General features: G+C 65.7%; 25 protein-coding genes. 11 read left to right on the plus strand and 14 right to left on the minus strand.

From position 1 onward, the window contains the following. Positions 1–55 precede the first annotated feature (55 nt). Entirely contained in the window at positions 56–664 is a 609-nt protein-coding gene (locus FPJ27_RS21805; RefSeq protein WP_072436377.1) for a CNP1-like family protein, read from the minus strand. Positions 665–677: 13 nt separating this feature from the next. Continuing rightward, positions 678–1325 carry an RNA pyrophosphohydrolase gene (locus FPJ27_RS21810; protein ID WP_034182660.1) on the minus strand — a complete coding sequence of 216 codons (648 nt, stop codon included), beginning with the start codon at positions 1323–1325 and terminating at the stop codon, positions 678–680. A 218-nt stretch (positions 1326–1543) separates the two neighbouring features. Here FPJ27_RS21810 and FPJ27_RS21815 point away from each other — a divergent pair, with 218 nt between their 5' ends. Both FPJ27_RS21815 and FPJ27_RS21820 read left to right on the plus strand, forming a co-directional pair. Next, positions 1544–3280 (plus strand): proline--tRNA ligase, encoded by a 1737-nt coding sequence (locus FPJ27_RS21815; protein WP_204425713.1) that lies wholly within the window; start codon positions 1544–1546, stop codon positions 3278–3280. A gap of 21 nt (positions 3281–3301) precedes the next feature. Beyond that, positions 3302–3904, plus strand: a complete 603-nt coding sequence (locus FPJ27_RS21820) for a MarC family protein (RefSeq protein WP_111015362.1) — start codon at positions 3302–3304, stop codon at positions 3902–3904. A 78-nt stretch (positions 3905–3982) separates the two neighbouring features. Here FPJ27_RS21820 and FPJ27_RS21825 read toward each other — a convergent pair whose 3' ends face one another. After that, positions 3983–4534, minus strand: coding sequence for a hypoxanthine-guanine phosphoribosyltransferase (locus FPJ27_RS21825; protein WP_034182663.1), 552 nt, complete (start codon positions 4532–4534; stop codon positions 3983–3985). 94 nt (positions 4535–4628) lie between these two features. Further along, on the minus strand, positions 4629–5996 hold the full coding sequence (gene ffh, locus FPJ27_RS21830) for a signal recognition particle protein (protein WP_047899743.1): 1368 nt from the start codon (positions 5994–5996) through the stop codon (positions 4629–4631). Between the two features lie 89 nt (positions 5997–6085). Between ffh and ccsA the strand changes: the two genes are divergently transcribed. The 7 genes from ccsA to FPJ27_RS21865 all read left to right on the plus strand — a co-directional run bounded on the left by ccsA (position 6086) and on the right by FPJ27_RS21865 (position 14008). Next, positions 6086–6979, plus strand: a complete 894-nt coding sequence (gene ccsA, locus FPJ27_RS21835) for a cytochrome c biogenesis protein CcsA (protein WP_034182665.1) — start codon at positions 6086–6088, stop codon at positions 6977–6979. Between the two features lie 13 nt (positions 6980–6992). Further along, on the plus strand, positions 6993–7301 hold the full coding sequence (locus FPJ27_RS21840) for a PP0621 family protein (protein WP_034182666.1): 309 nt from the start codon (positions 6993–6995) through the stop codon (positions 7299–7301). After that, entirely contained in the window at positions 7298–7888 is a 591-nt protein-coding gene (gene ampD / locus FPJ27_RS21845) for a 1,6-anhydro-N-acetylmuramyl-L-alanine amidase AmpD (protein WP_204425715.1), read from the plus strand. The genes FPJ27_RS21840 and ampD overlap by 4 nt, the downstream gene beginning before the upstream one ends. 451 nt (positions 7889–8339) lie before the next feature. Continuing rightward, entirely contained in the window at positions 8340–11345 is a 3006-nt protein-coding gene (locus FPJ27_RS21850) for a ribonucleoside-diphosphate reductase subunit alpha (protein ID WP_072436372.1), read from the plus strand. A 363-nt stretch (positions 11346–11708) separates the two neighbouring features. Continuing rightward, a complete protein-coding gene (locus tag FPJ27_RS21855) occupies positions 11709–12920 on the plus strand; it encodes a ribonucleotide-diphosphate reductase subunit beta (protein WP_034182669.1) in 1212 nt (403 codons plus the stop codon). An 82-nt stretch (positions 12921–13002) separates the two neighbouring features. Further along, positions 13003–13329, plus strand: a complete 327-nt coding sequence (locus FPJ27_RS21860) for a hypothetical protein (protein ID WP_072436369.1) — start codon at positions 13003–13005, stop codon at positions 13327–13329. Positions 13330–13357: 28 nt separating this feature from the next. Continuing rightward, complete coding sequence (locus FPJ27_RS21865) at positions 13358–14008, plus strand: histone H1-like DNA-binding protein (protein ID WP_069746258.1); 651 nt, start codon at positions 13358–13360, stop codon at positions 14006–14008. Between the two features lie 213 nt (positions 14009–14221). Here the strand turns inward: FPJ27_RS21865 and FPJ27_RS21870 are convergent, their stop codons facing one another. The 10 genes from FPJ27_RS21870 to FPJ27_RS21915 all read right to left on the minus strand — a co-directional run bounded on the left by FPJ27_RS21870 (position 14222) and on the right by FPJ27_RS21915 (position 22454). Next, positions 14222–14695 (minus strand): glycine zipper 2TM domain-containing protein, encoded by a 474-nt coding sequence (locus FPJ27_RS21870; protein WP_204425717.1) that lies wholly within the window; start codon positions 14693–14695, stop codon positions 14222–14224. Between the two features lie 19 nt (positions 14696–14714). Then, a complete protein-coding gene (locus FPJ27_RS21875) occupies positions 14715–15653 on the minus strand; it encodes a carbohydrate kinase family protein (protein ID WP_072436368.1) in 939 nt (312 codons plus the stop codon). An 86-nt stretch (positions 15654–15739) separates the two neighbouring features. Continuing rightward, entirely contained in the window at positions 15740–16243 is a 504-nt protein-coding gene (gene tpx, locus FPJ27_RS21880) for a thiol peroxidase (RefSeq protein ID WP_034182673.1), read from the minus strand. Positions 16244–16316: 73 nt separating this feature from the next. After that, positions 16317–17660, minus strand: a complete 1344-nt coding sequence (locus tag FPJ27_RS21885) for a DUF3426 domain-containing protein (protein ID WP_204425720.1) — start codon at positions 17658–17660, stop codon at positions 16317–16319. 45 nt (positions 17661–17705) lie between these two features. Further along, positions 17706–18608, minus strand: a complete 903-nt coding sequence (gene prmA, locus FPJ27_RS21890; protein WP_204425722.1) for a 50S ribosomal protein L11 methyltransferase — start codon at positions 18606–18608, stop codon at positions 17706–17708. A gap of 2 nt (positions 18609–18610) precedes the next feature. Next, on the minus strand, positions 18611–19978 hold the full coding sequence (accC, locus tag FPJ27_RS21895) for an acetyl-CoA carboxylase biotin carboxylase subunit (protein ID WP_072436365.1): 1368 nt from the start codon (positions 19976–19978) through the stop codon (positions 18611–18613). Positions 19979–20063: 85 nt separating this feature from the next. Continuing rightward, positions 20064–20537, minus strand: a complete 474-nt coding sequence (gene accB / locus FPJ27_RS21900; protein WP_072436364.1) for an acetyl-CoA carboxylase biotin carboxyl carrier protein — start codon at positions 20535–20537, stop codon at positions 20064–20066. Between the two features lie 66 nt (positions 20538–20603). Beyond that, complete coding sequence (aroQ, locus tag FPJ27_RS21905; protein ID WP_072436363.1) at positions 20604–21056, minus strand: type II 3-dehydroquinate dehydratase; 453 nt, start codon at positions 21054–21056, stop codon at positions 20604–20606. Positions 21057–21250: 194 nt separating this feature from the next. Next, complete coding sequence (locus tag FPJ27_RS21910) at positions 21251–21802, minus strand: TlpA disulfide reductase family protein (protein ID WP_204426338.1); 552 nt, start codon at positions 21800–21802, stop codon at positions 21251–21253. Positions 21803–21809: 7 nt separating this feature from the next. Then, entirely contained in the window at positions 21810–22454 is a 645-nt protein-coding gene (locus tag FPJ27_RS21915) for a hypothetical protein (protein ID WP_034182679.1), read from the minus strand. Positions 22455–22689: 235 nt separating this feature from the next. Here FPJ27_RS21915 and mpl point away from each other — a divergent pair, with 235 nt between their 5' ends. Continuing rightward, positions 22690–24075, plus strand: a complete 1386-nt coding sequence (gene mpl / locus FPJ27_RS21920; protein WP_204425724.1) for a UDP-N-acetylmuramate:L-alanyl-gamma-D-glutamyl-meso-diaminopimelate ligase — start codon at positions 22690–22692, stop codon at positions 24073–24075. Further along, on the plus strand, positions 24072–24641 hold the full coding sequence (locus FPJ27_RS21925; RefSeq protein ID WP_204425726.1) for a YqiA/YcfP family alpha/beta fold hydrolase: 570 nt from the start codon (positions 24072–24074) through the stop codon (positions 24639–24641). Before mpl ends, FPJ27_RS21925 begins: the two co-directional genes overlap by 4 nt. The last annotated feature ends 35 nt before the right edge of the window (positions 24642–24676 follow it).

Raw genomic sequence — 24676 nt, forward strand, 5'->3', positions numbered from 1 at the left:
GATGCGGGCTTTTTGCATGGTGCGGGACGGAGCAGGCGGGTCGTGCCGCGTACCGTCAGCGCAGTTGGCTCATCGCGGTGCGGTGAAACCGGATGTTCTCCAGAATCTGTTTGGTCGAGCCTTGCGGCATCTTGTTCGCGCAGAAGTAGTCCTGATAGAGCGACGAGTGGTACGCATTCAGTTCGCCGTTCTCGATGCGCCGCCAGTCGTTCTCGACCGTGCGGTCCCAGCCGTCGTGTTCCGCATTCAGGCCGGCGTACTGCCGCCATTCGTAGGTGTCGCAGCGGATGCCTTCGTAGTTCACATTGCGCGCGCCGGCCGGGCTCGTGATGACGACGGCGTAGCGCACGACGCCATCGGTGCCGACCGCGAGCGACTTCGCATCGACGAAGAACTTGAGCGGCGTGTTCTGCGATACGTTGAACGGCAGCAGGTCGCCTGTCTGCGGCAGCGGCGGCAGCGTGTCGACCGCGTTTTCCTTCCAGGTGCCCTGGCGGTCCAGCAGATACACGAACTCGCTGTCATCCTTGTTGGTCGGCGTCTTCGAATTCGCGCAACCGGCCAGCACGGCCGCTGCGGCAATCGATGCGAGCGCGAGAGCAATCGCTTTCAATATGCATTCCTCGTAAAAAAAGGGCGCGACACCAAGGTCGCGCCCGGTCATGCAGTCCGACTCGTCATTTGCCGACGATCACGTGGGGCGGCATCTCGTCGAGCGTGCCCGCTTCCACTTCGATCTCCGAACAGACTACCGATGTGTCGACAATCGTCAACGTCTGCTGGGCCTGTGCGCCGATGACGCGCGGATAGCGCGACAGACGCGGCCCGCGCGGCTTTTCGGCTCGCTGCGCCGGGCGGCGCAGGAAGCGCGACAGTTCCGTCAGCGCCAACTGATAGACATCCCGCTTGAACTCGATCACCGCATCGAGCGGCACCCAGTACTCGTTCCAGCGCCACGCATCGAACTCCGGGTGATCGGTCGCGCGCAAGCAAATGTCGCAATCGCGTCCAACCATCCGCAGCAGGAACCAGATCTGCTTCTGGCCGCGGTAATGACCGCGTACTTCGCGTTTGATGAACTTGTCAGGCACCTCGTAACGCAACCAGTCGCGAGTGCGGCCGATTATCTTGACGTGTTCCGGATGCAGGCCCGTTTCCTCGTGCAGTTCCCGGTACATCGCCTGCATGGGGGTCTCGCCGTACTTGATCCCACCTTGAGGAAACTGCCAGGAGTGCTCGCGGAGCCGCTTGCCCCAAAACACCTCGTTGCGCGCGTTCAAGAGGATGATGCCGACGTTCGGGCGAAAGCCTTCACGATCCAGCATACAACCACCTTCGAATCCTTTAAAATTGCTTTGATTATAAACAGATAACGGGCGCTGCGCACCGTGACGGAGCGAATCCGCGCGGGGCGCACCGGCTGAATTGTCCCTGATTAGTCTGCTACGTCATCTGCGCCATCGTCGTTCGTCGCGCGCAGCTTTTTCACCTTGAAACTTTTTCGGGCGCCCCGCCTGGGGGCGCCGTTTTTGGAACCGTCCGCATGAAAGCTTCCCGTTTCTTTATCGGCACCCTGAAAGAAGCACCCGCCGACGCAGAGATCGTCAGCCACAAGCTGATGGTACGCGCCGGCATGATCCGCCGCGTCGCCGGCGGCATCTATAACTACCTGCCGGTCGGCCTGCGTTCGATTCGCAAGGTCGAGGCGATCGTGCGCGAGGAAATGAACCGGGCGGGCGCCATCGAGCTGTTGATGCCGGCCGTGCAGCCGGCCGAGCTGTGGCAGGAATCGGGCCGCTGGGAACAGTACGGCCCCGAGCTGCTGCGCTTCAAGGACCGCAAGGACAACGATTTCGTGATCGGGCCGACGCACGAGGAAGTCGTCACCGACATCGCGCGCAACCAGATCAAGAGCTACCGGCAGATGCCGGTGAACTTCTACCAGATCCAGACGAAGTTCCGCGACGAGATCCGTCCGCGCTTCGGCGTGATGCGCGGCCGCGAATTCATCATGAAGGACGCGTATTCGTTCGACAAGGATGCGGCCGGTCTGAACGAGTCGTATCGCAAGATGTACGACGCGTACGTGCGCATCTTCACGCGCCTCGGCCTCGAATTCCGCGCGGTCGCGGCCGACAGCGGCTCGATCGGCGGCAACTTCTCGCACGAGTTCCACGTGATCGCCGACACCGGCGAGGACGCGATCGCCTACTGCCCGACGTCCGAGTTCGCGGCGAACATCGAGGCGGCCGAAGCGCTGCCGCTGATTGCCGAGCGCGCGGCGCCGGCCGAAGCGATGGAAAAGGTCGCGACGCCGGGCAAGGCGAAGTGCGAAGCCGTCGCCGAACTGCTGGCCATCCCGCTCGAGCGCACGATCAAGTCGATCGTGCTCGCGACCGACAACGAAGGCGCCGAGCCGACCATCTGGCTCGTGATGCTGCGCGGCGACCACGACCTGAACGAGATCAAGGTGTCGAAGCTGCCGGGCCTGAAGAATCACCGCTTCGCGACCGAGCAGGAAATCGTCGAGTGGTTCGGCACGCCGCCGGGCTACCTCGGCCCGGTCGGCACGAAGAAGCCCGTGAAGGTGATCGCGGACCGCACGGTCGCGAACATGAGCGATTTCGTCGTCGGCGCGAACGAGGTCGACTATCACATCGCGGGCGTGAACTGGGGCCGCGACTTGCCGGAGCCGGACGTCGCCGACGTGCGCAACGTGCAGAAGGGCGACCCGTCGCCGGACGGCAAGGGCGTGATCGACATCTGCCGCGGCATCGAGGTCGGCCACGTGTTCCAGCTCGGCACCAAGTACTCGGAAGCGCTGGGCGCGACGTTCCTCGACGAGTCGGGCAAGCCGCAGCCGATGCTGATGGGCTGCTACGGCGTCGGCGTCACGCGCATTCTCGGCGCGGCGATCGAACAGAACTTCGACGATCGCGGCATCATCTGGCCGGAGTCGATCGCGCCGTTCGAGGTCGTGCTGTGCCCGATGGGCTATGACCGCAGCGAAATGGTGCGCGAGACCGCCGACAAGCTGTACGCGGAACTCGTCGCGGCCGGCATCGACGTGATCCTCGACGACCGCGGCGAGCGCCCGGGCGTGATGTTCGCCGACTGGGAGCTGATCGGCGTGCCGCATCGCCTCGTGATCGGCGAGCGCGGCCTGAAGGACGGCAAGATCGAGTACCAGGGCCGCCGCGACGCCGAAGCGACGCTGCTGCCGGCGGACGCGGCCGCGGCGACGGTCGCGGAGAAGATCCGCGCCGCGCTCGCGCACTAAGCGCGGCGACCGGGGGACACGATGGAATACACGTTCCTGTCGGCCACCGTGCTCCTCGTGCTGATCACCGATCCGCTCGGCAACATCCCGCTGTTCATTTCGGCGATGCGGGACGTGCCGCGCGAGCGGCGCGTGAAGCTGATCCTGCGTGAAGTGGGGATCGCGTTCGTGATCCTGCTGTTCTTCATGGTGGTCGGCGACCGCTTCCTGCGGATGATGAGCCTTACCGACCTGTCGTTGCGGCTCGGCGGCGGGATCGTGCTGTTCCTGATCGCACTGCGGATGATCTTCCCGCATCCGGACGGCGCGCTCGGCAGCGATCCGCGCGCGGGCGGCGAACCGTTCATCGTGCCGCTCGCGATTCCGGCACTCGCCGGGCCGTCGGCGCTCGCGACGGTGATGCTGCTGACGTCGCAGGCGCCGGGCAAGATGTTCGAGTGGGTCGGCGCGCTGACGGTCACGATGCTCGTCTGCGCGGTCACGCTGGTATTGGCCGAAAGGATCCAGCAGTGGCTCGGCGAGCGGACGGTCGCGGCGTTCGAGCGGCTGATGGGCCTCGTGCTCGTCGCGATTTCGGTCGAGATGCTGCTGGCCGGCATCCGCGCGTTCGTGCACCAGCTGTAGGGCGGCGCGCGCACGAAAAAAGCGGCGCTCCGGGAAACCGGAGCGCCGCTTTCTTTTATATAGCGGGCAGGGCGGCGATCAGACGTTCGCGGTCAGCGCGCGGATCGTCGGCAGGTTGCGCCAGTAGCCCTTCGCATCCATCCCGCAGCCGAACACGTAGCGGTCCGGCACCGAGAAGCCGCAGAAGTCGGGGTGCAGCGGTTTCGCCTTCGCGAGCGTCTTCTCGCACAGCACGGCCGACATGAAACGCTGAGCGCCCATGTCGAGGATGCGGTCGCGGATCGCGGCCATCGTTTCGCCTTCGTCGAGGATGTCGTCGAGCACGAGCACGATCCGGTCCTTTACCGACTCGCGCGGCGCGACGCGCCAGTGCATCTCCGGGCTGCCCTGCGTCGTGTTGCGGTAGCGGGTCAGGTGGATGTAGTCGAATTCGAGCGGGAAATCGAGATGCGGCAGCAGCATCCCGGTAAACACCGCGGCGCCGCCCATCACCGAGAGAACGAGCGGGAACGCATCGCCGATCTCGGCGCGGATCGCGTCGGCCATCCGGGCGATCGACGCATTGACGGCGTCGGCCGAGACGATCTCTTCGGAGTGGTCGAAAATGTGGAGGGCTTCTTCGCGGTTCATGTGTTGTGGCGGGCAGTCGGTATACAAATAAGGATGAAGCAGAACGGACGGCGCGCGCTACAGCAAAAACCCGCGCGCCGGCCGACGGGCGGAATCAGCGCATGCCGGGCATCATGCCCTTCAGGCCGCGCATCATCTTCTGCATGTTGCCGCCCTTCAGCTTCTTCATCATCGTACGCATCTGGTCGTACTGGTTCAGCATCCGGTTGACTTCCTGCACCGGCACGCCCGCGCCGGCCGCAATGCGGCGCTTGCGCGTCGCCTTGATGATTTCGGGTTTCGCGCGCTCGGCGGGCGTCATCGAGCTGATGATCCCTTCCATCCGGCGGATCTGCTTTTCGGCCTGGCCCATGTCGGCGCCGGCCGCGGCCTGCTGGAATTGCGCGGGCAGCTTGTCCATCAGCGACGACAGGCCGCCCATGTTCTTCATCTGCGAGATCTGCGCGCGGAAATCGTTCAGGTCGAAGTCGCCGCCTTTCTTGACCTTGTCGGCGAGCTTCTGCGCGGCCTGCACGTCGACGCCGCGCTGCGCTTCCTCGACGAGCGCGAGGATGTCGCCCATGCCGAGGATCCGGTTCGCCATCCGGTCGGGGTGGAACACCTCGAGGCCGTCGAGTTTTTCGGCGACACCGACGAACTTGATCGGCTTGCCCGTGATGTGGCGCACCGACAGCGCGGCGCCGCCGCGCGAATCGCCGTCGAGCTTGGTCAGCACGACGCCGGTGAGCGGCAGCGTGTCGTTGAACGCCTTCGCGGTGTTGACCGCGTCCTGGCCGAGCATCGCGTCGACGACGAACAGCGTTTCAGCCGGCTTCAGCGTGCCGTGCAGCGCGGCGATTTCCTGCATCATCGCCTCGTCGATGCCGAGGCGGCCGGCCGTGTCGACGATCAGCACGTCATGGTAGTGGCGCTTCGCCCAGTCGACGGCCGCGATCGCGATGTCGACGGGCTTCTGGTCCGGCGTCGACGGGAAGAAGTCGGCGCCGACCTGTTCGCTCACCGTTTTCAACTGCATGATGGCGGCCGGGCGATACACGTCGCACGACACGGTCAGCACCTTCTTCTTGTACTTCTCGCGCAACAGCTTCGCGAGCTTGCCGACGGTCGTGGTCTTGCCTGCGCCCTGCAGGCCGGCCATCAGGATCACGGCGGGCGGCGTGACCGCGAGATTCAGCTCGGCGGCCTTGCCTTCATAGTCGCCGCCGATCACGGCGGTCAGTTCCTTCTGGACCACGCCGACGAGCGCCTGACCCGGCGACAGGCTGCTGATCACTTCTTCGCCGAGCGCCTTTTCCTTGACCTTGGCGATGAATTCGCGGACGACCGGCAGCGACACGTCGGCTTCCAGCAGCGCGAGACGCACCTCGCGGAGCATCTCCTGCGTGTTCGCCTCGGTGAGCCGGGCCTCGCCGCGCAGCGTCTTGACGACGCGCGCCATCCGTTGAGTGAGATTGTCGAGCATGGGGAGCGATGGACAGTGGGGCCCGAAGGCGCGGCGGAACCGAACAAAGGGAGCCGTCGCGGGAAGGGGGCCTAGTGTAAACTTCGAACATGGATATTGTACTGTATGCCCTCACCGCATTCCTGTACGGCGGCCTCGCCGTCGCAGGCTGGCGCACGCACCGCCAGGGCGCGACGCCGCTCGTCGCGAGCGTGCCGGCCGTGCCGGTTCCCGCGTCCGCCGCGTCCGGGATGAGCGGGGCCGGCCGCGCGCTGCTGTTCGCCGCGCTCGTCGCGCACGGCGTGCTGCTCCACATGACGATTTTTCCGAACGACGCGATGGTGTTCGGCTTCGCGTTCGCGCTGTCCGCGATGTTCTGGCTCGGCGCCGGCATCTACTGGATCGAGAGCTTTTTCTTCCCGCTCGACAGCCTGCGCCTGCTGGTGCTGCCGCTCGCGTGCGGCGCGTCGCTGCTGCCGCTGGTGTTCGGCGGCGTGCGGGTGCTTCCTTATGCCGCAGCGCCGTTGTTCAAGCTGCACTTCCTGATCGCGAACATCGCGTACGGCCTGTTCGCGATCGCGGCGCTGCACGCGATCCTGATGCTGATGGTCGAGCGGCGCCTGCAGTCGCTGCGCAACGGCGGGCGCGACGGCTCGACGGGCTGGATCGCGAGCTGGCTCGAAACGCTGCCGCCGCTGCTCACGCTCGAGAAGCTGCTGTTCCGCCTGATCGGCGCCGGCTTCGTGCTGCTCACACTGACGCTCGCGTCGGGCATCCTGTTCAGCGAGCAGGTCGACGCGCGCGCGCTGCGGCTCGACCACAAGACCGTGTTCGCGATCCTGTCGTGGCTGATGTTCGGCGGCCTGCTGGTCGCCCGCAAGACGTCGGGCTGGCGCGGGCGCGGCGCCGCGCGCTGGGTGCTCGTGTCGTTCGCCGCGCTGCTGCTCGCGTATGTCGGCAGCCGGTTCGTTTTCGAGGTGCTGCTGCACCGTTCCGTGGTTTGACCGCAGGCTTACGATGCGACAGATTCTTCTCCTGATTCTTCTCTTCTTCGCCGGTTCGTGGCTCGCGCGCAAGCTGCGCCAGGCCCAGGAGCACGCGCAGGCACGCACCGGCCGCGGCGCGGGTGACGGCGGCGCGCCGGGTGCCGGCGCCGCGCGCCCGAACGGCGACACGCGGTCGCTGCCCGAGCCGATGGTGCGCTGCGCCGAATGCGGCGTGCATGCGCCGAAGGGCGACGCCGTCGCCGCGGGCGGCGAATACTTCTGCAGCGCCGAGCACGCACAGCGCCACGCCGCGCGCGCGAGCGGTCACGACGCACGATGAGCGACAGGCCGCCGTTGTCGGTCGACGCGAACGGCTGGGTGCGCGAAGCGCGCCATGCGCCGTCGCCGAACTTCGAGGCGCGGCCCGCGGGTGCGGTGCCGACGCTCGTGGTCGTCCACAACATCAGCCTGCCGCCCGGCGAATTCGGCGGCGACGCGATCGAGGCGCTGTTCCTGAATCGCCTCGACTGCGATGCGCACCCCTATTACCAGAGCCACCTGCGCGGCGTGCGCGTGTCCGCGCACTTCCTGATCCGCCGCGGCGGCGAGCTCGTGCAGTTCGTGTCGTGCGACGAGCGCGCGTGGCACGCGGGCTCGTCCGAGTTCTTCGGCCGGGCGCGCTGCAACGATTTCTCGATCGGCATCGAGCTCGAAGGCGCGGACGACGTGCCGTTCGACGACGCGCAGTACGCGATGCTCGCCGCGCTCTCGCGCGCGCTCGCCGCACGTTATCCGGTCGACGCATTCGCGGGGCACTCGGACGTCGCGCCGGGCCGCAAGACCGACCCGGGCCCGCATTTCGATTGGCAACGCTTCGCGAGCGATGCCGGTTTTTCCGCCGAATACTTTCCTTTCCGTCAGCACTGATCGCGGGGTTTTTTGACCGGAGAAAGTTTTTTCTCCGACCAATGCCTTGTCGTGTCGGCGCGCGAGCGATGTCAAGACCTCTATCGCAAATTATCCGTTTGGACGTCGTCCGAATGTCCACTATACTTGGTGCCAGTTGAGCAGTTCTGTACTAGATATAGTGTGTGTCGCAGGGGAAACCCGAGCGGCACCGGCCGGCGGGCAACGCCGGCGGACAGGGTTCTCAGGGCGGCGCGTCAGGCCGGGCGGTCAGAGCGTCGCGATCAGCGCAGCGAATTTCGACGGGGCGGGGTACACATGACGAAGCACACGACCGGCTCGGTTGTCGCGCATCGACCGAACCGGCTTCCCCGACGCATCGCTCGCCTCTTACCGCTCGCGCACCGCATTGCGCAGCGTTCGTTTTAATCCGCGGTTCTCTCCGCACCATCCAACACCAGGAGCTTTGCACATGCAAACCACCGACAACGCGACGTCCCAGTACGAGAGCGCCTCGAGCCGTCCGCTCGGCGGGACCGAACAGGGCGCGCAAGCGCTCGCGCCGCAAGCCACGTTCGCCGACTACAAGGTGATCCGTCGCAACGGCAGCGTGGTGTCGTTCGAGCCTTCGAAGATCGCGATCGCGGTGACCAAGGCTTTCCTGGCCGTCAACGGCGGGCAGGGCGCGGCATCGGCGCGCGTGCGCGAGCAGGTCGAACAGCTGACGCACAACGTCGTGCGCGCGCTCGTGCGCAGCCGCCCGAACGGCGGTACGTTCCATATCGAAGACATCCAGGACCAGGTCGAACTCGCGCTGATGCGCGGCGGCGAGCACAACGTCGCGCGTGCGTACGTGCTGTATCGCGAGAAGCGTCACCTCGAGCGCCAGCATGCGGGCGAGGAAGCAGCGGCGGCAGGCGGCGAGTCGAGCACCGGCATCAACGTCGTCGACAACGGCGTCTCGCGTCCGCTCGACATGAACGCGCTGCGCGCGCTGATCGTGTCGTCGTGCGATGGCCTCGGCGCTGCGGTTAACCCTGAGCCGATCGTCGCGGAGACGGTGAAGAACCTGTACGACGGCGTGCCGATGAGCCAGGTCTACGACTCGGCGATCCTCGCTGCGCGCACGATGATCGAGAAGGACCCGGCATACAGCCAGGTCACGGCCCGCATCCTGCTGCACACGATCCGCCGCGAGATCCTCGGCGAGGAAGTCCTGCAGGCGGAGATGTCGACCCGTTACGCGGAGTACTTCCCGCAGTTCCTGAAGCGCGGCGTCGACGCCGGCCTGCTCGACGACAAGCTGCTGCAGTTCGACCTGAAGCGCCTCGGTGAAGCGCTCGACGCGAACCGCGACCTGCAGTTCGGCTACCTCGGCCTGCAGACGCTGTACGACCGCTACTTCCTGCACGTCGACGGCACCCGCATCGAAATGCCGCAGGCATTCTTCATGCGCGTCGCGATGGGTTTGTCGCTGAACGAGATCGACCGCGAAACGCGCGCGATCGAGTTCTACAACGTGCTGTCGAGCTTCGACTTCATGAGCTCGACGCCGACGCTGTTCAACTCGGGCACGCACCGCTCGCAACTGTCGTCGTGCTACCTGACGACGGTCGCGGACGATCTCGACGGCATCTATGAAGCGCTGAAGGAAAACGCGCTGCTGTCGAAGTTCGCCGGCGGTCTCGGCAACGACTGGACGCGCGTGCGCGCACTCGGCTCGCATATCAAGGGCACGAACGGCAAGTCGCAAGGCGTGGTCCCGTTCCTGAAGGTCGTGAATGACACGGCCGTCGCGGTCAACCAGGGCGGCAAGCGCAAGGGCGCGGTCTGCGCGTACCTCGAATCCTGGCACCTCGACATCGAGGAATTCCTCGAGCTGCGCAAGAACACGGGCGACGATCGCCGCCGTACGCACGACATGAACACGGCGAACTGGATTCCCGACCTGTTCATGAAGCGCGTGATGGAAGGCGCCGACTGGACGCTGTTCTCGCCGTCGACCTGCCCGGACCTGCACGACAAGTTCGGCGCCGATTTCGAGAAGGCTTACACGGCTTACGAAGAGAAGGTCGCGCGCGGCGAGATCAAGCTGTTCAAGAAGATCCCGGCGCAGCAGCTCTGGCGCAAGATGCTCGGCATGCTGTTCGAGACGGGCCACCCGTGGATCACGTTCAAGGATCCGTGCAACATCCGCTCGCCGCAGCAGCACGTCGGCGTCGTCCACTCGTCGAACCTGTGCACGGAAATCACGCTGAACACGAGCGACACCGAAATCGCGGTGTGCAACCTCGGCTCCGTGAACCTGCTCGCGCACCTGGTGAAGCAGGCCGACGGCAGCTACGCGCTCGACCACGACAAGCTCAAGCGCACGATCAGCGTCGCGATGCGCATGCTCGACAACGTGATCGACATCAACTACTACGCGGTGCCGAAGGCGCGTAACTCGAACCTGAAGCACCGCCCGGTCGGCATGGGCATCATGGGCTTCCAGGACTGCCTGCACCTGCTGCGCACGCCGTACGCGTCGGAAGCGGCGGTCGAGTTCGCCGATCGCTCGATGGAAGCGGTCTGCTACTACGCGTACTACGCGTCGACCGAGCTGGCCGAAGAGCGCGGCCGCTACTCGAGCTACCGCGGCTCGCTGTGGGATCGCGGCATCCTCCCGCAGGACACGCTGAAGCTGCTGACGGAAGCGCGCGGCGGCTACGTCGAGGTCGACACGTCCGAGTCGCTCGACTGGACGACGCTGCGTTCGCGGATCGCCGCGCACGGCATGCGCAACTCGAACTGCGTCGCGATCGCGCCGACGGCGACGATCTCGAACATCATCGGCGTGTCGGCGTGCATCGAGCCGACCTTCCAGAACCTGTACGTGAAGTCGAACCTGTCGGGCGAGTTCACGGTGGTGAACGAGTTCCTCGTTCGCGACCTGAAGGAACGCGGCCTGTGGGACGAAGTGATGGTCGCCGACCTGAAGTACTTCGACGGCATGCTGTCGCGCATCGACCGCATCCCGGCCGACCTGCGCGCGATCTACGCGACCGCGTTCGAAGTCGATCCGACGTGGCTGGTCGAAGCCGCATCGCGTCGCCAGAAGTGGATCGACCAGGCGCAGTCGCTGAACATCTACATGGGCGGCGCGTCGGGCAAGAAGCTCGACGAGGTCTACAAGCTCGCCTGGCTGCGCGGCCTGAAGACGACCTACTACCTCCGCACGATGGCGGCGACGCACGTCGAGAAGTCGACGGTCGCACACGGCGCGCTGAACGCGGTGCCGACGGGTGGTGCGAGCGGCGGTGGTTCGAGCAGCGGCGGCGCGCAAGGCGCGGCAGGCGGCTTCGGTGCGGCAGGCGGCGATGCGTCGTCGGGCGCGATCGGCGCAGCGGCGGCACTCGCGCCGGTCGAGGCCGACGGTCCGGTGTGCACGATGCGTCCGGGCGATCCGGGCTTCGACGAATGCGAAGCGTGCCAGTAACGCAGCGCGCCTGACCTGAAGATGTGCCGTGCGGCGCGCACGACGACCGATCGAGGTTGAAGTGTGCGCCGCTCTCAACTAAAAAAATGATAAGGAATCTGTAACGCGGCACCAGCGTTGCAGGCAGCGACAAGCGATCGAAACATCCCCGACGACGTCGCGTTTCGATCAGCGTTCGATGCGTCGAGCGCACCTCGCGATACACGCGCGACACACGTCGCGCTCTGCATGAACGACGATGCGTTGCTCAAAGTGTTGTATCGAGGTCGCAACGCGAATCGAAAAAAGGATTTTTCGTGAGCGAACCCTTTTATCGCTCAGGAAAAGATGGTACAAACCGTTCTAAATTGATGGTGAGAATTTATGCTCAACTGGGATGACGAGAAGACTGCCGTAACTCCCGCGAGCGGAGCGCAGCACAATGCGATGCGCGCCCCCGCAGGAGTGGCTGTCGGAATGCAGGCTGCGTCGCCTGCCGCCCATCAGGTCCGTGACATTTTCGAAGGCGATCTTGCGGTGCCGCCGCAAGCATCGGCTGTTCCCGCCGGCGGTTCGGAAGCGCGGGTCAATGTCGCCGACAAGCGCATCATCAACGGCCAGACTGACGTCAATCAGCTGGTGCCGTTCAAGTACAAGTGGGCGTGGGAAAAGTATCTGGCCGGTTGCGCGAACCACTGGATGCCGCAGGAAATCAACATGTCCCGCGACATCGCTCTGTGGAAGGACCCGAACGGTCTGACCGAGGATGAGCGCCGCATCGTGAAGCGCAACCTTGGCTTCTTCGTGACGGCCGATTCGCTCGCGGCGAACAACATCGTGCTCGGCACGTACCGCCACATCACGGCGCCCGAGTGTCGGCAGTTCCTGCTGCGCCAGGCGTTCGAAGAGGCGATCCACACGCACGCGTATCAATATATTGTCGAATCGCTCGGTCTCGACGAAGGCGAGATCTTCAACGCGTACCACGAGGTCGCGTCGATCCGCGCGAAGGACGAATTCCTGATCCCGTTCATCCACACGCTGACGGACCCGGCCTTCAAGACCGGCACGCTCGAAGCGGATCAGAAGCTGCTGAAGTCGCTGATCGTGTTCGCCTGCATCATGGAAGGCCTGTTCTTCTATGTCGGGTTCACGCAGATCCTCGCACTCGGCCGCCAGAACAAGATGACGGGTGCTGCAGAGCAATATCAGTACATCCTGCGCGACGAGTCGATGCACTGCAACTTCGGCATCGACCTGATCAACCAGATCAAGCTCGAGAACCCGCATCTCTGGACCGCGGAATTCCGCGCGGAGATTCGCGAGCTGTTCAAGCAGGCTGTCGAACTCGAATACCGCTACGCCGAGGACACGATGCCGCGCGGCGTGCTGGGTTTGAACGCGTCGATGTTCAAGAGCTATCTGCGCTTCATCAGCAACCGCCGTTGCCAGCAGATCGGCCTCGATCCGCTGTACCCGAACGAGGAAAACCCGTTCCCGTGGATGAGCGAGATGATCGACCTGAAGAAGGAGCGCAACTTCTTCGAGACGCGTGTGATCGAGTATCAGACGGGGGGCGCGCTGTCCTGGGAATGACCCGCAGCAGCGAACCCGTTACATGATGGAGCAGCCGGCGGCCTCTCGGCCCCGGCCCAAGGTTTAGGAGCAAGAACGCCTGATGCAAAGCATGCCCGGTGCCTTAGCGGCCCAACGACACGACCGGCACTTTGCGAACCCTTCAGTGGGATGGGCAAACTTCCCTCCGGATAAAGCGGACGGCCGTGTGGCGGTCCGCTTGATCAAGCGATTAGGGGTAGCGGCGCGAGGCGCGCCGGCTACCGACTTGATTTGGCGCGCGAGGCCGGGTGGTCACGCGCGCCATACCGTATTCATTAGCGTAAGCGCGCGGTATCCGCGTACGCCGATGAATAGCCCGCTTCGAAGCGCACGTCCTGAACAGCGTCCGCGGGAAGCGGGTTTTGACGAAGGGTGTAGTTTGAACTGACTCTCATCTGAACCTGAAGGAGAACAACATGGCTACCGCCAAGAAAAAACCGGCTGCTAAGAAAGTTGCTGCCAAGAAGACCGTCGCGAAGAAGGCCGCTGCTCCGGCGAAGAAGGCCGCCGCAGTGAAGAAGGTTGCTGCGAAGAAGGTCGCGGTGAAGAAGGTTGCCGCGAAGAAGGCAGCACCGGCGAAGAAGGCCGCTGCGAAGAAGGTCGCGGCAAAGAAGGTCGCAACGAAGAAGGTTGCAGCCAAGAAGGTCGCAGCGAAGAAAGTCGCAGTGAAGAAGGTTGCTGCGAAGAAGGCAGCGCCGGCCAAGAAGGCTGCTGCGAAGAAGGTTGCAGCGAAGAAAGTCGCAGTGAAGAAGGTTGCTGCGAAGAAGGCCGCGCCGGCCAAGAAGGCTGCTGCCAAGAAGGCTGCGCCTGCGAAGAAGGCTGCTGCCAAGAAGGCTGCGCCTGCGAAGAAGGCCGCTGCGAAGAAGGCTGCGCCCGCCAAGAAGGCTGCCCCTGCGAAGAAGGCTGCCGCGCCGGCGAAGAAGGCTGCTGCTCCGAAGAAGGCCGTCGTGAAGAAGGCTGCACCGGCAACGACCGCGTCGACCGCATCGGTCGCGCCGGCATCGGGCGTGAAGACCGCGCTCAACCCGGCAGCGGCATGGCCGTTCCCGACCGGCAGCCGTCCGTAATCGCGGCTGACCAGCATCACCCGGGCACTCACGTGGTGTCCGTGGGTTGAGTAGCGCTACTCAATCAGTCCCGCCATCTGGCTCAGGTGGCGGGATTTTTTTCGTCCGTATTCGCCCATGTACCGGCCGCGGCGAGGACGGACGAAAAAAAACGCATGTGCAGCTTCGCACATGCGTTCGACTGCGGCTTGCGCCGCATGCTGAGGTACCCGGTTAGTGCGTGACGCGCGTGACGCCGCCGCTCGACAGCAGCCGCACACGCTCGCCGGTGCGGAACGCTTCGCCGTTTGCTGCCTGCGTGATCGAGCGCAGGTCGCCGTTGTCGAGGCGCACGGTGATTTCGACACCGTTCGCCGTGCTGAGGTTTTCGCCGACCGCGTTGCCCGCGACCGCACCGACGAGGCCGCCGGCGATTGCCGTCAGGATCGATCCCTTGCCGCCGCCGATCGCGCTGCCTGCGACCGCGCCGAGTGCGCCGCCGCCGAGCGTGCCGATCGCGCTGCCGCCGCCGTCGGACTGGATGCGCACCGCGCGGACGCTTTCGACCGTGCCCATGCGGACCGTCTGTTCGCGCTGCGCCTGGCCGACGCTATAGACATCTGCCGAACCGGGTGCCGTGAAGCAGCCGGCGAGGGTCAGCGTGGCAGTCAGCATGGCCGCGAGCGTGAGGTTTTTTTTCGTCAACATTTTGGCTCTCCCACAATATTCATTTGAGACTGTAACCGAATGCAGCCTCGAAGCGCGCGTCGATTTCGGCGCGCGTCAGTACGTAAGTCTGGGGCCCCTGGTGAGCGATCTTGATCGAACCCATCAGGCTCGCGAGGCGGCCCGTGGTTGCCCAGTCGAGGCCGTTCTCGATACCGAACAGCAGGCCGCCCCGGAAGGCATCGCCGCAGCCGGTCGGATCGACGACACGCTCGGCCGGCACAACCGGAATCTGATCCGTGCCCTGCTTGTGGCGGATGGTCGCGCCGTGCTCGCCACGCGTAATGACGAGGGCGTCGACCCGGCTGGCGATTTCGTCTTCGGACCATCCCGTTTTGTCGCTCACCAGCTTGGCCTCGTAGTCGTTGACCGCGACATAGGTCGCAAGTTCAATGCTGCGGCGCAGCGTCGCGCCGTCGAACAGCGGCAGGCCCTGGCCCGGATCGAACACGAACGGCACACCGGCCTTGGCGAGCTCTTCCACGTGCTGCACCATCCCGTCGAAGCCGTCGGGGCCGACGATCGCGAGCTTGATGTCCGGCGCGTCGCCCGCGTGGTTCAGGTGCGACTGCATCATCGCGCCGGGGTGGAACGCAGTGATCTGGTTGTTGTCGAGATCGGTCGTGATCATCGCTTGCGCCGTGTACGTGTCGGGCAACACGCGAACGTGATCGCAGCGCAGGCCGAGCTGATCGAACCGGTCGAGATACGGCTGCGCGTCGAGCGCGCCCATCGTCCCCATCATGCGCGCATCGCCGCCGAGCAGGTGCAGCGCGTACGCGATGTTGCCCGCGCAGCCGCCGAATTCGCGGCGCATCGTCGGCACGAGGAAGCTCAGGTTGATGAGGTGCACCTGGTCGGGCAGGATGTGCTCGCGGAACCGCCCTTCGAAGGTCATGATGGAGTCGTAGGCGATCGAGCCGCAAATCAGCGTAGCCAAGGTGTGCGTTCCTGTAGAAATGAAAGGCCCTGCGCGACAGCGCCGCGCGAAGGGCGCGGCGCGGCAGGGGACAGCGGGGGGAAAGCTTACTTCAGTGCGGCGAGCGCGGCGTCGTAGTTCGGCTCGTCCTTGATCTCGCCGACGAGTTCCGCGTGGATCACCTTGTCCTGCGCGTCGAGCACGACGACGGCACGTGCGGTCAGGCCGTTCAGCGGGCCGCTCGTCACGTCGACGCCGTATGCGTTCGCGAACGCGCGGCCGGTGCGGAACGTCGAAGCCGTCACGACGTTCGCGAGGCCTTCGGTCGTGCAGAAGCGCGTGGCGGCGAACGGCAGGTCGGCGGACACGACGACCACGACCGTGTTGTCGAGCGACGACGCGGCTTCGTTGAACTTGCGGGTCGACGTCGCGCAGGTCGGCGTGTCGAGGCTCGGCACGATGTTCAGCACCTTGCGCTTGCCGGCGAAGCTGGCGAGCGACAGGTCGGCGAGGTCCTTGCCGACCAGCTTGAAATCGGCGGCTTGGGCGCCGACGGCCGGGAACGTGCCGGCGAGATCGATCGGGTTGCCACCCAGCGTAACTTTGCTCATGTTCGTGCTCCGAAATAGCGCGCCGCTCGGGCGCGCGGGTTGAGACGGGCGCGCAGGCGCGCGCCGCGGCGCGTCACGGATAGAAGATCTGGACGCGGAAATTCGAGGCGGGCGTGCCGTTCGTTTCGACGCGGACGATCATCGTCTGCGTCTTGCCGGGCGGCAGCCCGGCGTCGATCGGCGTACCCGGGCGCACGTAGTCGCGCGGCGCGAGCACGCGGCGCACGGTCACGTGATTGGTGTCGTCGAGCAGCGTCAGTTCGAGCGACGGGTACGCGAGCGCGACGCGGTAGCGGTTCGTCAGCGGCACTTTCAGCTCGAGCACGCGCGGGCCGTCGAGCTGGCGCAGGTCGGTCGCGTCGAGCCGCAGGCCGTCGATCGCGCGCGGCGGCGCGACCGTGCAGCCGAGCGGCGCGCAGGCCTGACGGAACCAGCCCTGCGTGACGGGCCAGTAGATCATCAGCGTCTCGCGCTGCCACCATGCGAGTTGCGCGACGAGCAGGAAGGCCAGTACCGCGGCGACGAGGCCGCCGAAAAAGCCGCCGAGCACCCCCCGCCGCTGCGGCGCGCGCGTCTCGCGCGTGACGGCGAAGGGCGGGCGATCGTCGTCGGTCGGCGCGGCGGGGAACGGCGCGGCGGTGACCGCGGCCGGTGTTTTGTCGTGCCGGGCGGCGGCGTCAGGTTCGGATCCGGTTTCGGGTGCGGTGACGGCCGGCGCCGGAGCGAACGCAAAACGCGGTTCGCGCGGCGCGCGCTCGTCGTCCGGTACGGCGAAGTGCGCGTTGCCCACGGGTTCGGTGTCGTCGGTAGCGGTTTCTGCTTCCGACGGAATGTGGGCGACGAAGCGGGGCTCATGCGGGTCGCGTTCGACGGGGGACACGACGGGCGCCGGCGATGCTTCGATTTCCTGTTCCGTCTGCGTCGAATGCGGTTCGGCCGGTTGTGCGGCGTCGGCGGATGCATCGAGCTCGGTCGGGGACGGGAACGGCGCGGGCGTACCCGACAGGTGAACGATGCCGGCTTCGGTGGACGGGAGCGCGAGCGGCACCAGCGGCGCAGTGCGCACGGTCTGCACGTTGTGCTGCAGCGACGGATCGACGCCGGCGTCGAGCCATGGCGCCCACATGTCCCAGCCTTCCGGCTTGTAATCGGTGTCGGACGGCAACCCGGCCGGCGCGTCGGCGGCGAACAGCCGCGCGGGCGCGGCCTGGTGGTGCGCGTCGCCGTTCTCCGGCGCGGCAGCCGTTTCGGTCAATGCCGGTTCGGGCTGCTGCGCGTGCTCGGGAACGAGCGATTCCGACGCGTTGAAGACTTCGTGGCAATGCCCGCAGCGCACGAGCCCTTCATGCAGCGAGAGCTGTTCCTGCTGCAGCCGGAAGACGGTTTCGCAATGGGGGCAGCGCGTCGCAAGAAGCATGTCGAGCCGGGCGGCCTGCTGGCCAGAGTAAAGGACAGCGCTATTCTAATGGCTTTCCCGCCGGGTTCCGGCAAGGCATACCCAACCTTCGTGTTCGCGCCAGACCGAGATGTCGATGTAGCGCGCATAGACGGCCGCGACTTCGTCCGCCTGGCGCGCGAGCACGCCCGACAGCGCGATGCGCCCGCCCGGTTTGACCTTCGACGCGAGCATCGACGCCATCAGCTTCAGCGGGTTCGACAGGATGTTCGCGACGACGATGTCGAATTCGCCGTCCGGGCATGCATCGGGCAGCCCGTACGTGACTTCCGCGCGGTTGCGTTCGCTGTTCTGCCGTGCCGATTCGACCGCCTGCGGATCGATGTCGATGCCGATGACGGGGTTCGCCCCGCATTTCTTCGCGAGGATCGCGAGAATGCCGGAGCCGCAGCCGTAGTCGAGCACCGACTGGCCGGGCTTCACCGATTGTTCGAGCCATTCCATGCAAAGGCGCGTGGTCGGGTGGCTACCGGTGCCGAACGCGAGGCCGGGGTCGAGTTCGAGTACGAGCGCGTCGAGATCGGGCGCGTCGTGCCACGACGGCACGACCCAGATCCGCTCGCCGATCGGGATCGGCTCGAACTGCGATTGCGTGAGCCGCACCCAGTCCTGTTCCTCGACTTCGCGGACGTCGAATTTCGGCGTCCCGGCGAGGCCGATCTCGTTCGCGGCCGCCGCGAGCAGCACGGCCGGATCGTGGTCGGGCGACAGCAGTGCGACCACGCGCGAGTGCTGCCACGCGGTGCGGTCGGGCACGAGGCCGGGCTCGCCGAAGAGCGGCTGTTCGTCGGGCGTGTCGGCGTCGGCGTCCTCGACGGACACCGACAGCGCGCCGAGGTCGAGCAGCGCGTCGGACAATGCCTCCGCGTGCTCACGGGCCAGTTCGACGACGAGTTCGCGATAGCTCATGCTTACGCTTCTTCCGGTGCGACCTGCTGCTTCTGTGCGAGCCGGTTTTCGAGGTAGTGGATGCTGGTGCCGCCTTCGACGAACTTCGAGTCGATCATCAGCTCGCGGTGCAGCGGGATGTTGGTCTGGATGCCTTCGACGACCATTTCCGACAGCGCGATGCGCATCCGGCTGATCGCCTGCTCGCGGGTCGCGCCGTAGGTGATCAGCTTGCCGATCATCGAATCATAGTTCGGCGGCACGAAATAGCCATTGTAGGCATGCGAATCGACGCGCACGCCGGGGCCGCCCGGCGTATGCCACGACGTGATCCGGCCCGGCGACGGCGTGAACTTGAACGGATCTTCCGCGTTGATCCGGCATTCGATCGCATGTCCGCGGAACTGGATGTCGCGCTGGCGCAGCGCGAGCTTCTCGCCGGCCGCGATGCGGATCTGTTCCTGCACGATGTCGACGCCCGTGATCAGTTCCGACACCGGGTGCTCGACCTGCACGCGCGTGTTCATTTCGATGAAGTAGAACTCGCCGTTTTCGTACAGGAATTCGAACGTGCCCGCGCCGAGGTAGCCCATCTTCTTGCACGCGTCCGCGCAGCGGTCGCCGATGCGGTCGATCAGGCGGCGCGGAATGCCGGGTGCCGGCGCTTCCTCGATCACCTTCTGGTGGCGGCGCTGCATCGAGCAGTCGCGCTCGCCGAGCCAGATCGCGTTCTTGTACGCGTCGGACAGCACCTGGATCTCGATGTGGCGCGGGTTCTCGAGGAACTTCTCCATGTACACCTGCGGGTTGCCGAACGCGCGGCCGGCTTCCTCGCGGGTCATGTTGACCGCGTTGACGAGCGCGGCCTCGGTGTGCACGACGCGCATCCCGCGCCCGCCGCCGCCGCCCGCCGCCTTGATGATGACCGGGTAGCCGATCGTGCGCGCAATCTTGACGATCTCCTTCGGATCGTCCGGCAACGCGCCTTCCGAGCCCGGCACGCACGGCACGCCGGTCTTGATCATCGTCTGCTTCGCGGTGACCTTGTCACCCATCATGCGGATCGTTTCCGGGCGCGGGCCGATGAACGTGAAGCCCGACTGCTCGACGCGTTCCGCGAAATCGGCGTTCTCCGACAGGAAGCCGTAGCCGGGGTGGATCGCCTCGGCGTCGGTGACTTCCGCGGCGCTGATCAGCGCCGGCATGTTCAGGTAGCTCAGGTTCGACGGGGCCGGGCCGATACAGACGGCTTCGTCCGCGAGGCGTACGTACTTGGCTTCCTTGTCGGCTTCCGAGTAGACGACCACCGTCTTGACGCCGAGCTCGCGGCACGCGCGCTGGATGCGCAGCGCGATTTCACCGCGATTGGCAATGAGGATTTTTTCAAACATAGCGAGTATTCGTCTCTTCGAGGGGCGCGCGAACGGCGCCTGGCGAGCATCGGCGGCGCGCGGCTGGCTTAGCCGCGCGGCGGACTTAGCCGATCACGAAAAGCGGCTGGCCGTATTCGACGGCCTGGCCGTTCTCGACGAGGATTTCCTTGATCACGCCGGCTTTGTCGGACTCGATCTCGTTGAGCAGCTTCATCGCTTCGATGATGCAGATCGTCTGGCCTTCCTTGACCGTGTCGCCGACCTGGACGAACGGATCCGCGCCCGGCGACGGCGCGCGATAGAACGTGCCGACCATCGGCGACGTCACGACGTGGCCCTGCGGGACGGCCGGCGCGGCTGCGGCGCCGGCTGCCGGCGCAGCGGCACCGTCCGTCGGCAGCGCGGCCGACGGAGCGGGCGCGCTGAATTGCGGGGCATACCCAGCCGTCGGCTGTACGTAGACCGGCGGTGCGTTCTTGACGATGCGCACCTTGCCTTCGCCTTCCGTCACTTCCAGCTCGGAGATGCCGGATTCGGAAACGAGGTCGATCAGAGTTTTCAGCTTACGAAGATCCATCGGGAATTCCCCTTTCAATACGTGAAAGCGCCGGTTAGGGGCCGGCGCTGAATCTAGATCGCGAAATCAGCCGCGCGACGTGCCTTGCAGCTTGTCCAGCGCGTACTCGAGCGCGTACAGATAACCTTTCCAGCCGAGCCCGCAGATCACGCCTTCGGCCTGGTCGGAAAAGTAGGAGTGGTGCCTGAACGCTTCGCGGCGATGCACGTTCGACAAGTGAACCTCGACGAACGGGATGCCAACGCCGGCGATCGCGTCCCGGATCGCGACGCTCGTGTGCGTATACGCGGCCGGATTGATCAGGATGAAATCGGTCTGTTCCTCCCGCGCGGCCTGGATGCGGTCGACCAGCGCGCCTTCATGGTTGCTCTGGAACGACGACAGTTCGGCGCCGGCTTCCCGGGCACGCGCGGCAAGCGCCTGATCGATCTGTGTCAGCGTGACGCGGCCGTACACCTCCGGTTCCCGGGTGCCGAGAAGGTTCAGGTTGGGGCCGTGCAGCACCAGCAATCGTGTCATGGTCGCTTCTATTTCTGCGGAATTGCGCGAACTTTAGCGCTATTTAGAGAAATTTGTCTAGTTTTGCCGAACGGCCGAGTTCGTCGGACCTGCAAGAATTACCGGTGCGGATGCAAAGTATCGGCGAATTCACGCGAAATTGCGGCGATCGACGGACAAATTGCTGCGAACGTGCGGGCCGGCGTTCGGGCAGCTTACAGCGCGTCGAGCGTCTTTTTCAGCTCGGACGGCTGGATTTGTCCCAATTTTGTCTCGCGAATCTTGCCGGTTTCGTCGATGACGACCGTAAACGGCAACGCGCCAGCGGTGTTTCCGAAATTACGGGCCAGATCGGCGCCCGCATAACCGCTGATGAAAACCGGATAGTCGACCTTCACTTTCTGCAGAAAGTTCTTCACGTTCTGCTCGGAATCGACGCCGATCCCGATGAAACGGATGCCTTTCTGTTTGTACTGATGCGACAGCGCGACGAGTTCGGGCATCTCTTCGACGCACGGGCCGCACCATGACGCCCAGAAATTGACGACGACCTTCTGGCCCTTGAAGGCAGCCAGCGTGGCCGGCTTGCCGTCGACACCCGTCAGCGCCGCTGCCCACAACTGGTCGACCGGGCTGCCCGCTGCGGCGGGCGAGGCGACGGCGACGCCGTCGTCGGCATTGTCGCGGAACCAATGGCCGGCGGTAATCCCGCCGGCGACAGCGGCGGCTGCGACCACTGCGAGCGCCAACATGCGTTTCATCATCATCGTTGAATCATTCAGGTTCGGAAGGGGCTTTGCCTGCTTCGACGAGCGTGCGCAGTGCGGCGGCATCCGCGCGGGCGACCCGGCCGCGCGAGTCGGCCTTGACCGCGCCGCGCAGGTCGTCGCTCGCATAGAGCGCGAGGTGGATGCCGATCGCGTCCACGTCGCGCCGCGGGCGCCACAGGAAGCTCAGCGTCTCGACGTCGCCGCGGCCCGCGAAGTGCCGCGTCTCGGACACGTCGTACTGGATGTTCTGGTTCAGCAGGTAGATCGCGACGTCCTTCGGGTTGTCGGTGAATGCCTGCAGATGGATATCCGAATGCGCGTTTGCGGTGCCGTTCAGCACGGCGCCCGTCACATACGGACGGAACTCGGCGAGCCGGCGCATCCAGTCGAGCGCGATCTCGCGCAGCAGGCGCAGTTCGTCCGGCTGCGTGTCGCTCTGGAATAGTGCGAGGTACTCGCGCAGTTCTTCCTCGATCTGATCGTTATCCGGCAGCCATTCGCCGGCAACGCGCGAATCGCCGAGCAACTGGCGCGCGGCCTTGCGTTTCGCGCCGGCATAGTCCAGCCCGTCCTCCGCGATCAGGCGGGCGGCGGACTGGGCGATTTCCTCGCGGACGCGCCGCGGGTCGACAAGAGGTTTGCGAGACATGATCCGGCAATCATACTAGATCGCCGCGGCGCCCGAACACGGGTGCGGCGGCCTGCCGCCCGGTGCGCCGGCGGCGTTCGCGCGCATCGTTCGGGCCGCCGGGCACGGCAGGCCGTCAGTTACAATACTGCTCTTTGTGTCGCGGCGACGAGCGCCGGTCGCACGGCCTGTCCGGCGCGCCGCAGACGCATCTTTTCCGAATCGACGGCGCCCGGCGGCGCGAAAGCATTCATCTATGCACATCCACATTCTTGGCATCTGCGGCACCTTCATGGGCGGTCTCGCCGTACTCGCGCGCGAGGCGGGCCACACGGTGACGGGTTGCGACGCGGGCGTCTATCCGCCGATGAGCACGCAGCTCGAGGCGCAGGGCATCACGCTGATCGAGGGCTACGGCGCCGAACAGATCGACCTGAAACCGGACCTGTTCGTGATCGGCAACGTCGTCACGCGCGGCAATCCGCTGATGGAGGCGATCCTCGATCGCGGCCTGCCTTACGTGTCGGGCCCGCAGTGGCTCGGCGAGCACGTGCTGGCCGGCAAATGGGTGCTCGCGGTCGCGGGCACGCACGGCAAGACGACCACGTCGTCGATGCTCGCGTGGCTGCTGGAAGACGCGGGCCTGAACCCGGGCTTCCTGATCGGCGGCGTGCCGCTGAACTACGGCGTGTCGGCGCGGCTCACCGATTCGAGCTTCTTCGTGATCGAGGCCGACGAATACGATACGGCGTTCTTCGACAAGCGCTCGAAGTTCGTCCATTACCGGCCGCGCACCGCGGTGCTGAACAACCTTGAATTCGATCACGCCGACATCTTCCCGGATCTCGCCGCGATCGAAACGCAATTCCATCACCTCGTGCGCACCGTGCCCGGTGTCGGCCGGATCGTCACGAACGGCCGCTCGGACGCGCTCGAGCGCGTGCTGGCGCGCGGCTGCTGGAGCGAGGTCGAGCGGTTCGGCGTCGACGGCGGCTGGCAGGCGCTGCCGGCCGAGGACGGCGTGCCGGTCGACGAGCGTTTTGCCGTGTATTCGCACGCGGAGCGTGTCGGCGAAGTCGCGTGGCAGGTGCAGGGCGATCACAACCGGATGAACGCGCTCGCGGCGATCGCCGCCGCGCGCCACGTCGGCGTGCCGCCCGCGCAGGCCGCAGCCTCCCTCGCAGCGTTCCGCAACGTGAAGCGCCGCATGGAAGTGCGCGGAAGCGTGGACGGCGTGACCGTCTACGACGACTTCGCGCACCATCCGACCGCAATCGAAACCACGATCGCCGGCCTTCGTGCGCGCATCGGTAGCCGGAATGCCCGCATCCTCGCGGTACTCGAGCCGCGCTCGAACACGATGAAGCTGGGCGTGATGAAGGCGCAATTGCCCGCGAGCCTGGCCGATGCCGATCTCGTGTTCGGCTACGGCGCGCCGACCGGGCGCGACGCGCTCGGCTGGAATCTCGGCGAGGCGCTCGCGCCGCTCGGCGGCAAGGCGCACGCGTTCGACGATCTGCACCTGCTGGTGAAGGCCGTCACCGAGGCCGCGCGCCCGGGCGACCACGTGCTCGTGATGAGCAACGGCGGCTTCGGCGGCGTGCACCAGAAGCTGCTCGACGCGCTCGGGAGCCGCACGTGATCCTGTATCTGCACGGCTTCCGGTCGTCGCCGGAATCGCAGAAGTCGAGGCTGCTCGCCGCGCGCATGGCCGAACTCGGCCGCACGGCCGAGTGGCGGTGCCCGTCGCTGTCCGTGTCGCCGCTCGACGCGATCGCCGTCGCGGAAGCCGAGGTTGCCGGTGCGCGCGACGTGACCGTCATCGGCAGCTCGCTTGGCGGCTATTACGCCACGTGGCTGGCCGAAAAGCACGGCTGGAAGGCCGTGCTGCTGAATCCGGCCATCGTGCCGCAGCGCGATCTCGAGCAGCATCTGGGCGAACAGCCGCTGTGGCACGGCGGCGGCACGATCGTCGTCGAGCGCCATCACCTGCACGAGCTCGATGCGCTGCGCGTGCCGGCGATCACGCGTGCCGAGCGCTACTATCTGTTCGCGGCGACCGGCGACGAAGTGCTCGACTACCGCGAGATGCTGGCCCATTACCCGGGCGCGAAAACGCGCGTGATCGAAGGCAGCGATCACGGCATCAGCGAATTTGCCGACTATGTCGACGACGTTCTCGCGTTTTGCGACGGAAAAGCGCGATAAACCGGCCGCGTGCCGATCGAATCCCCATCATCATG

The organism is Burkholderia sp. MS455, from assembly GCF_016899445.1.
GTDB classification, from domain to species: domain Bacteria; phylum Pseudomonadota; class Gammaproteobacteria; order Burkholderiales; family Burkholderiaceae; genus Burkholderia; species Burkholderia pyrrocinia_C.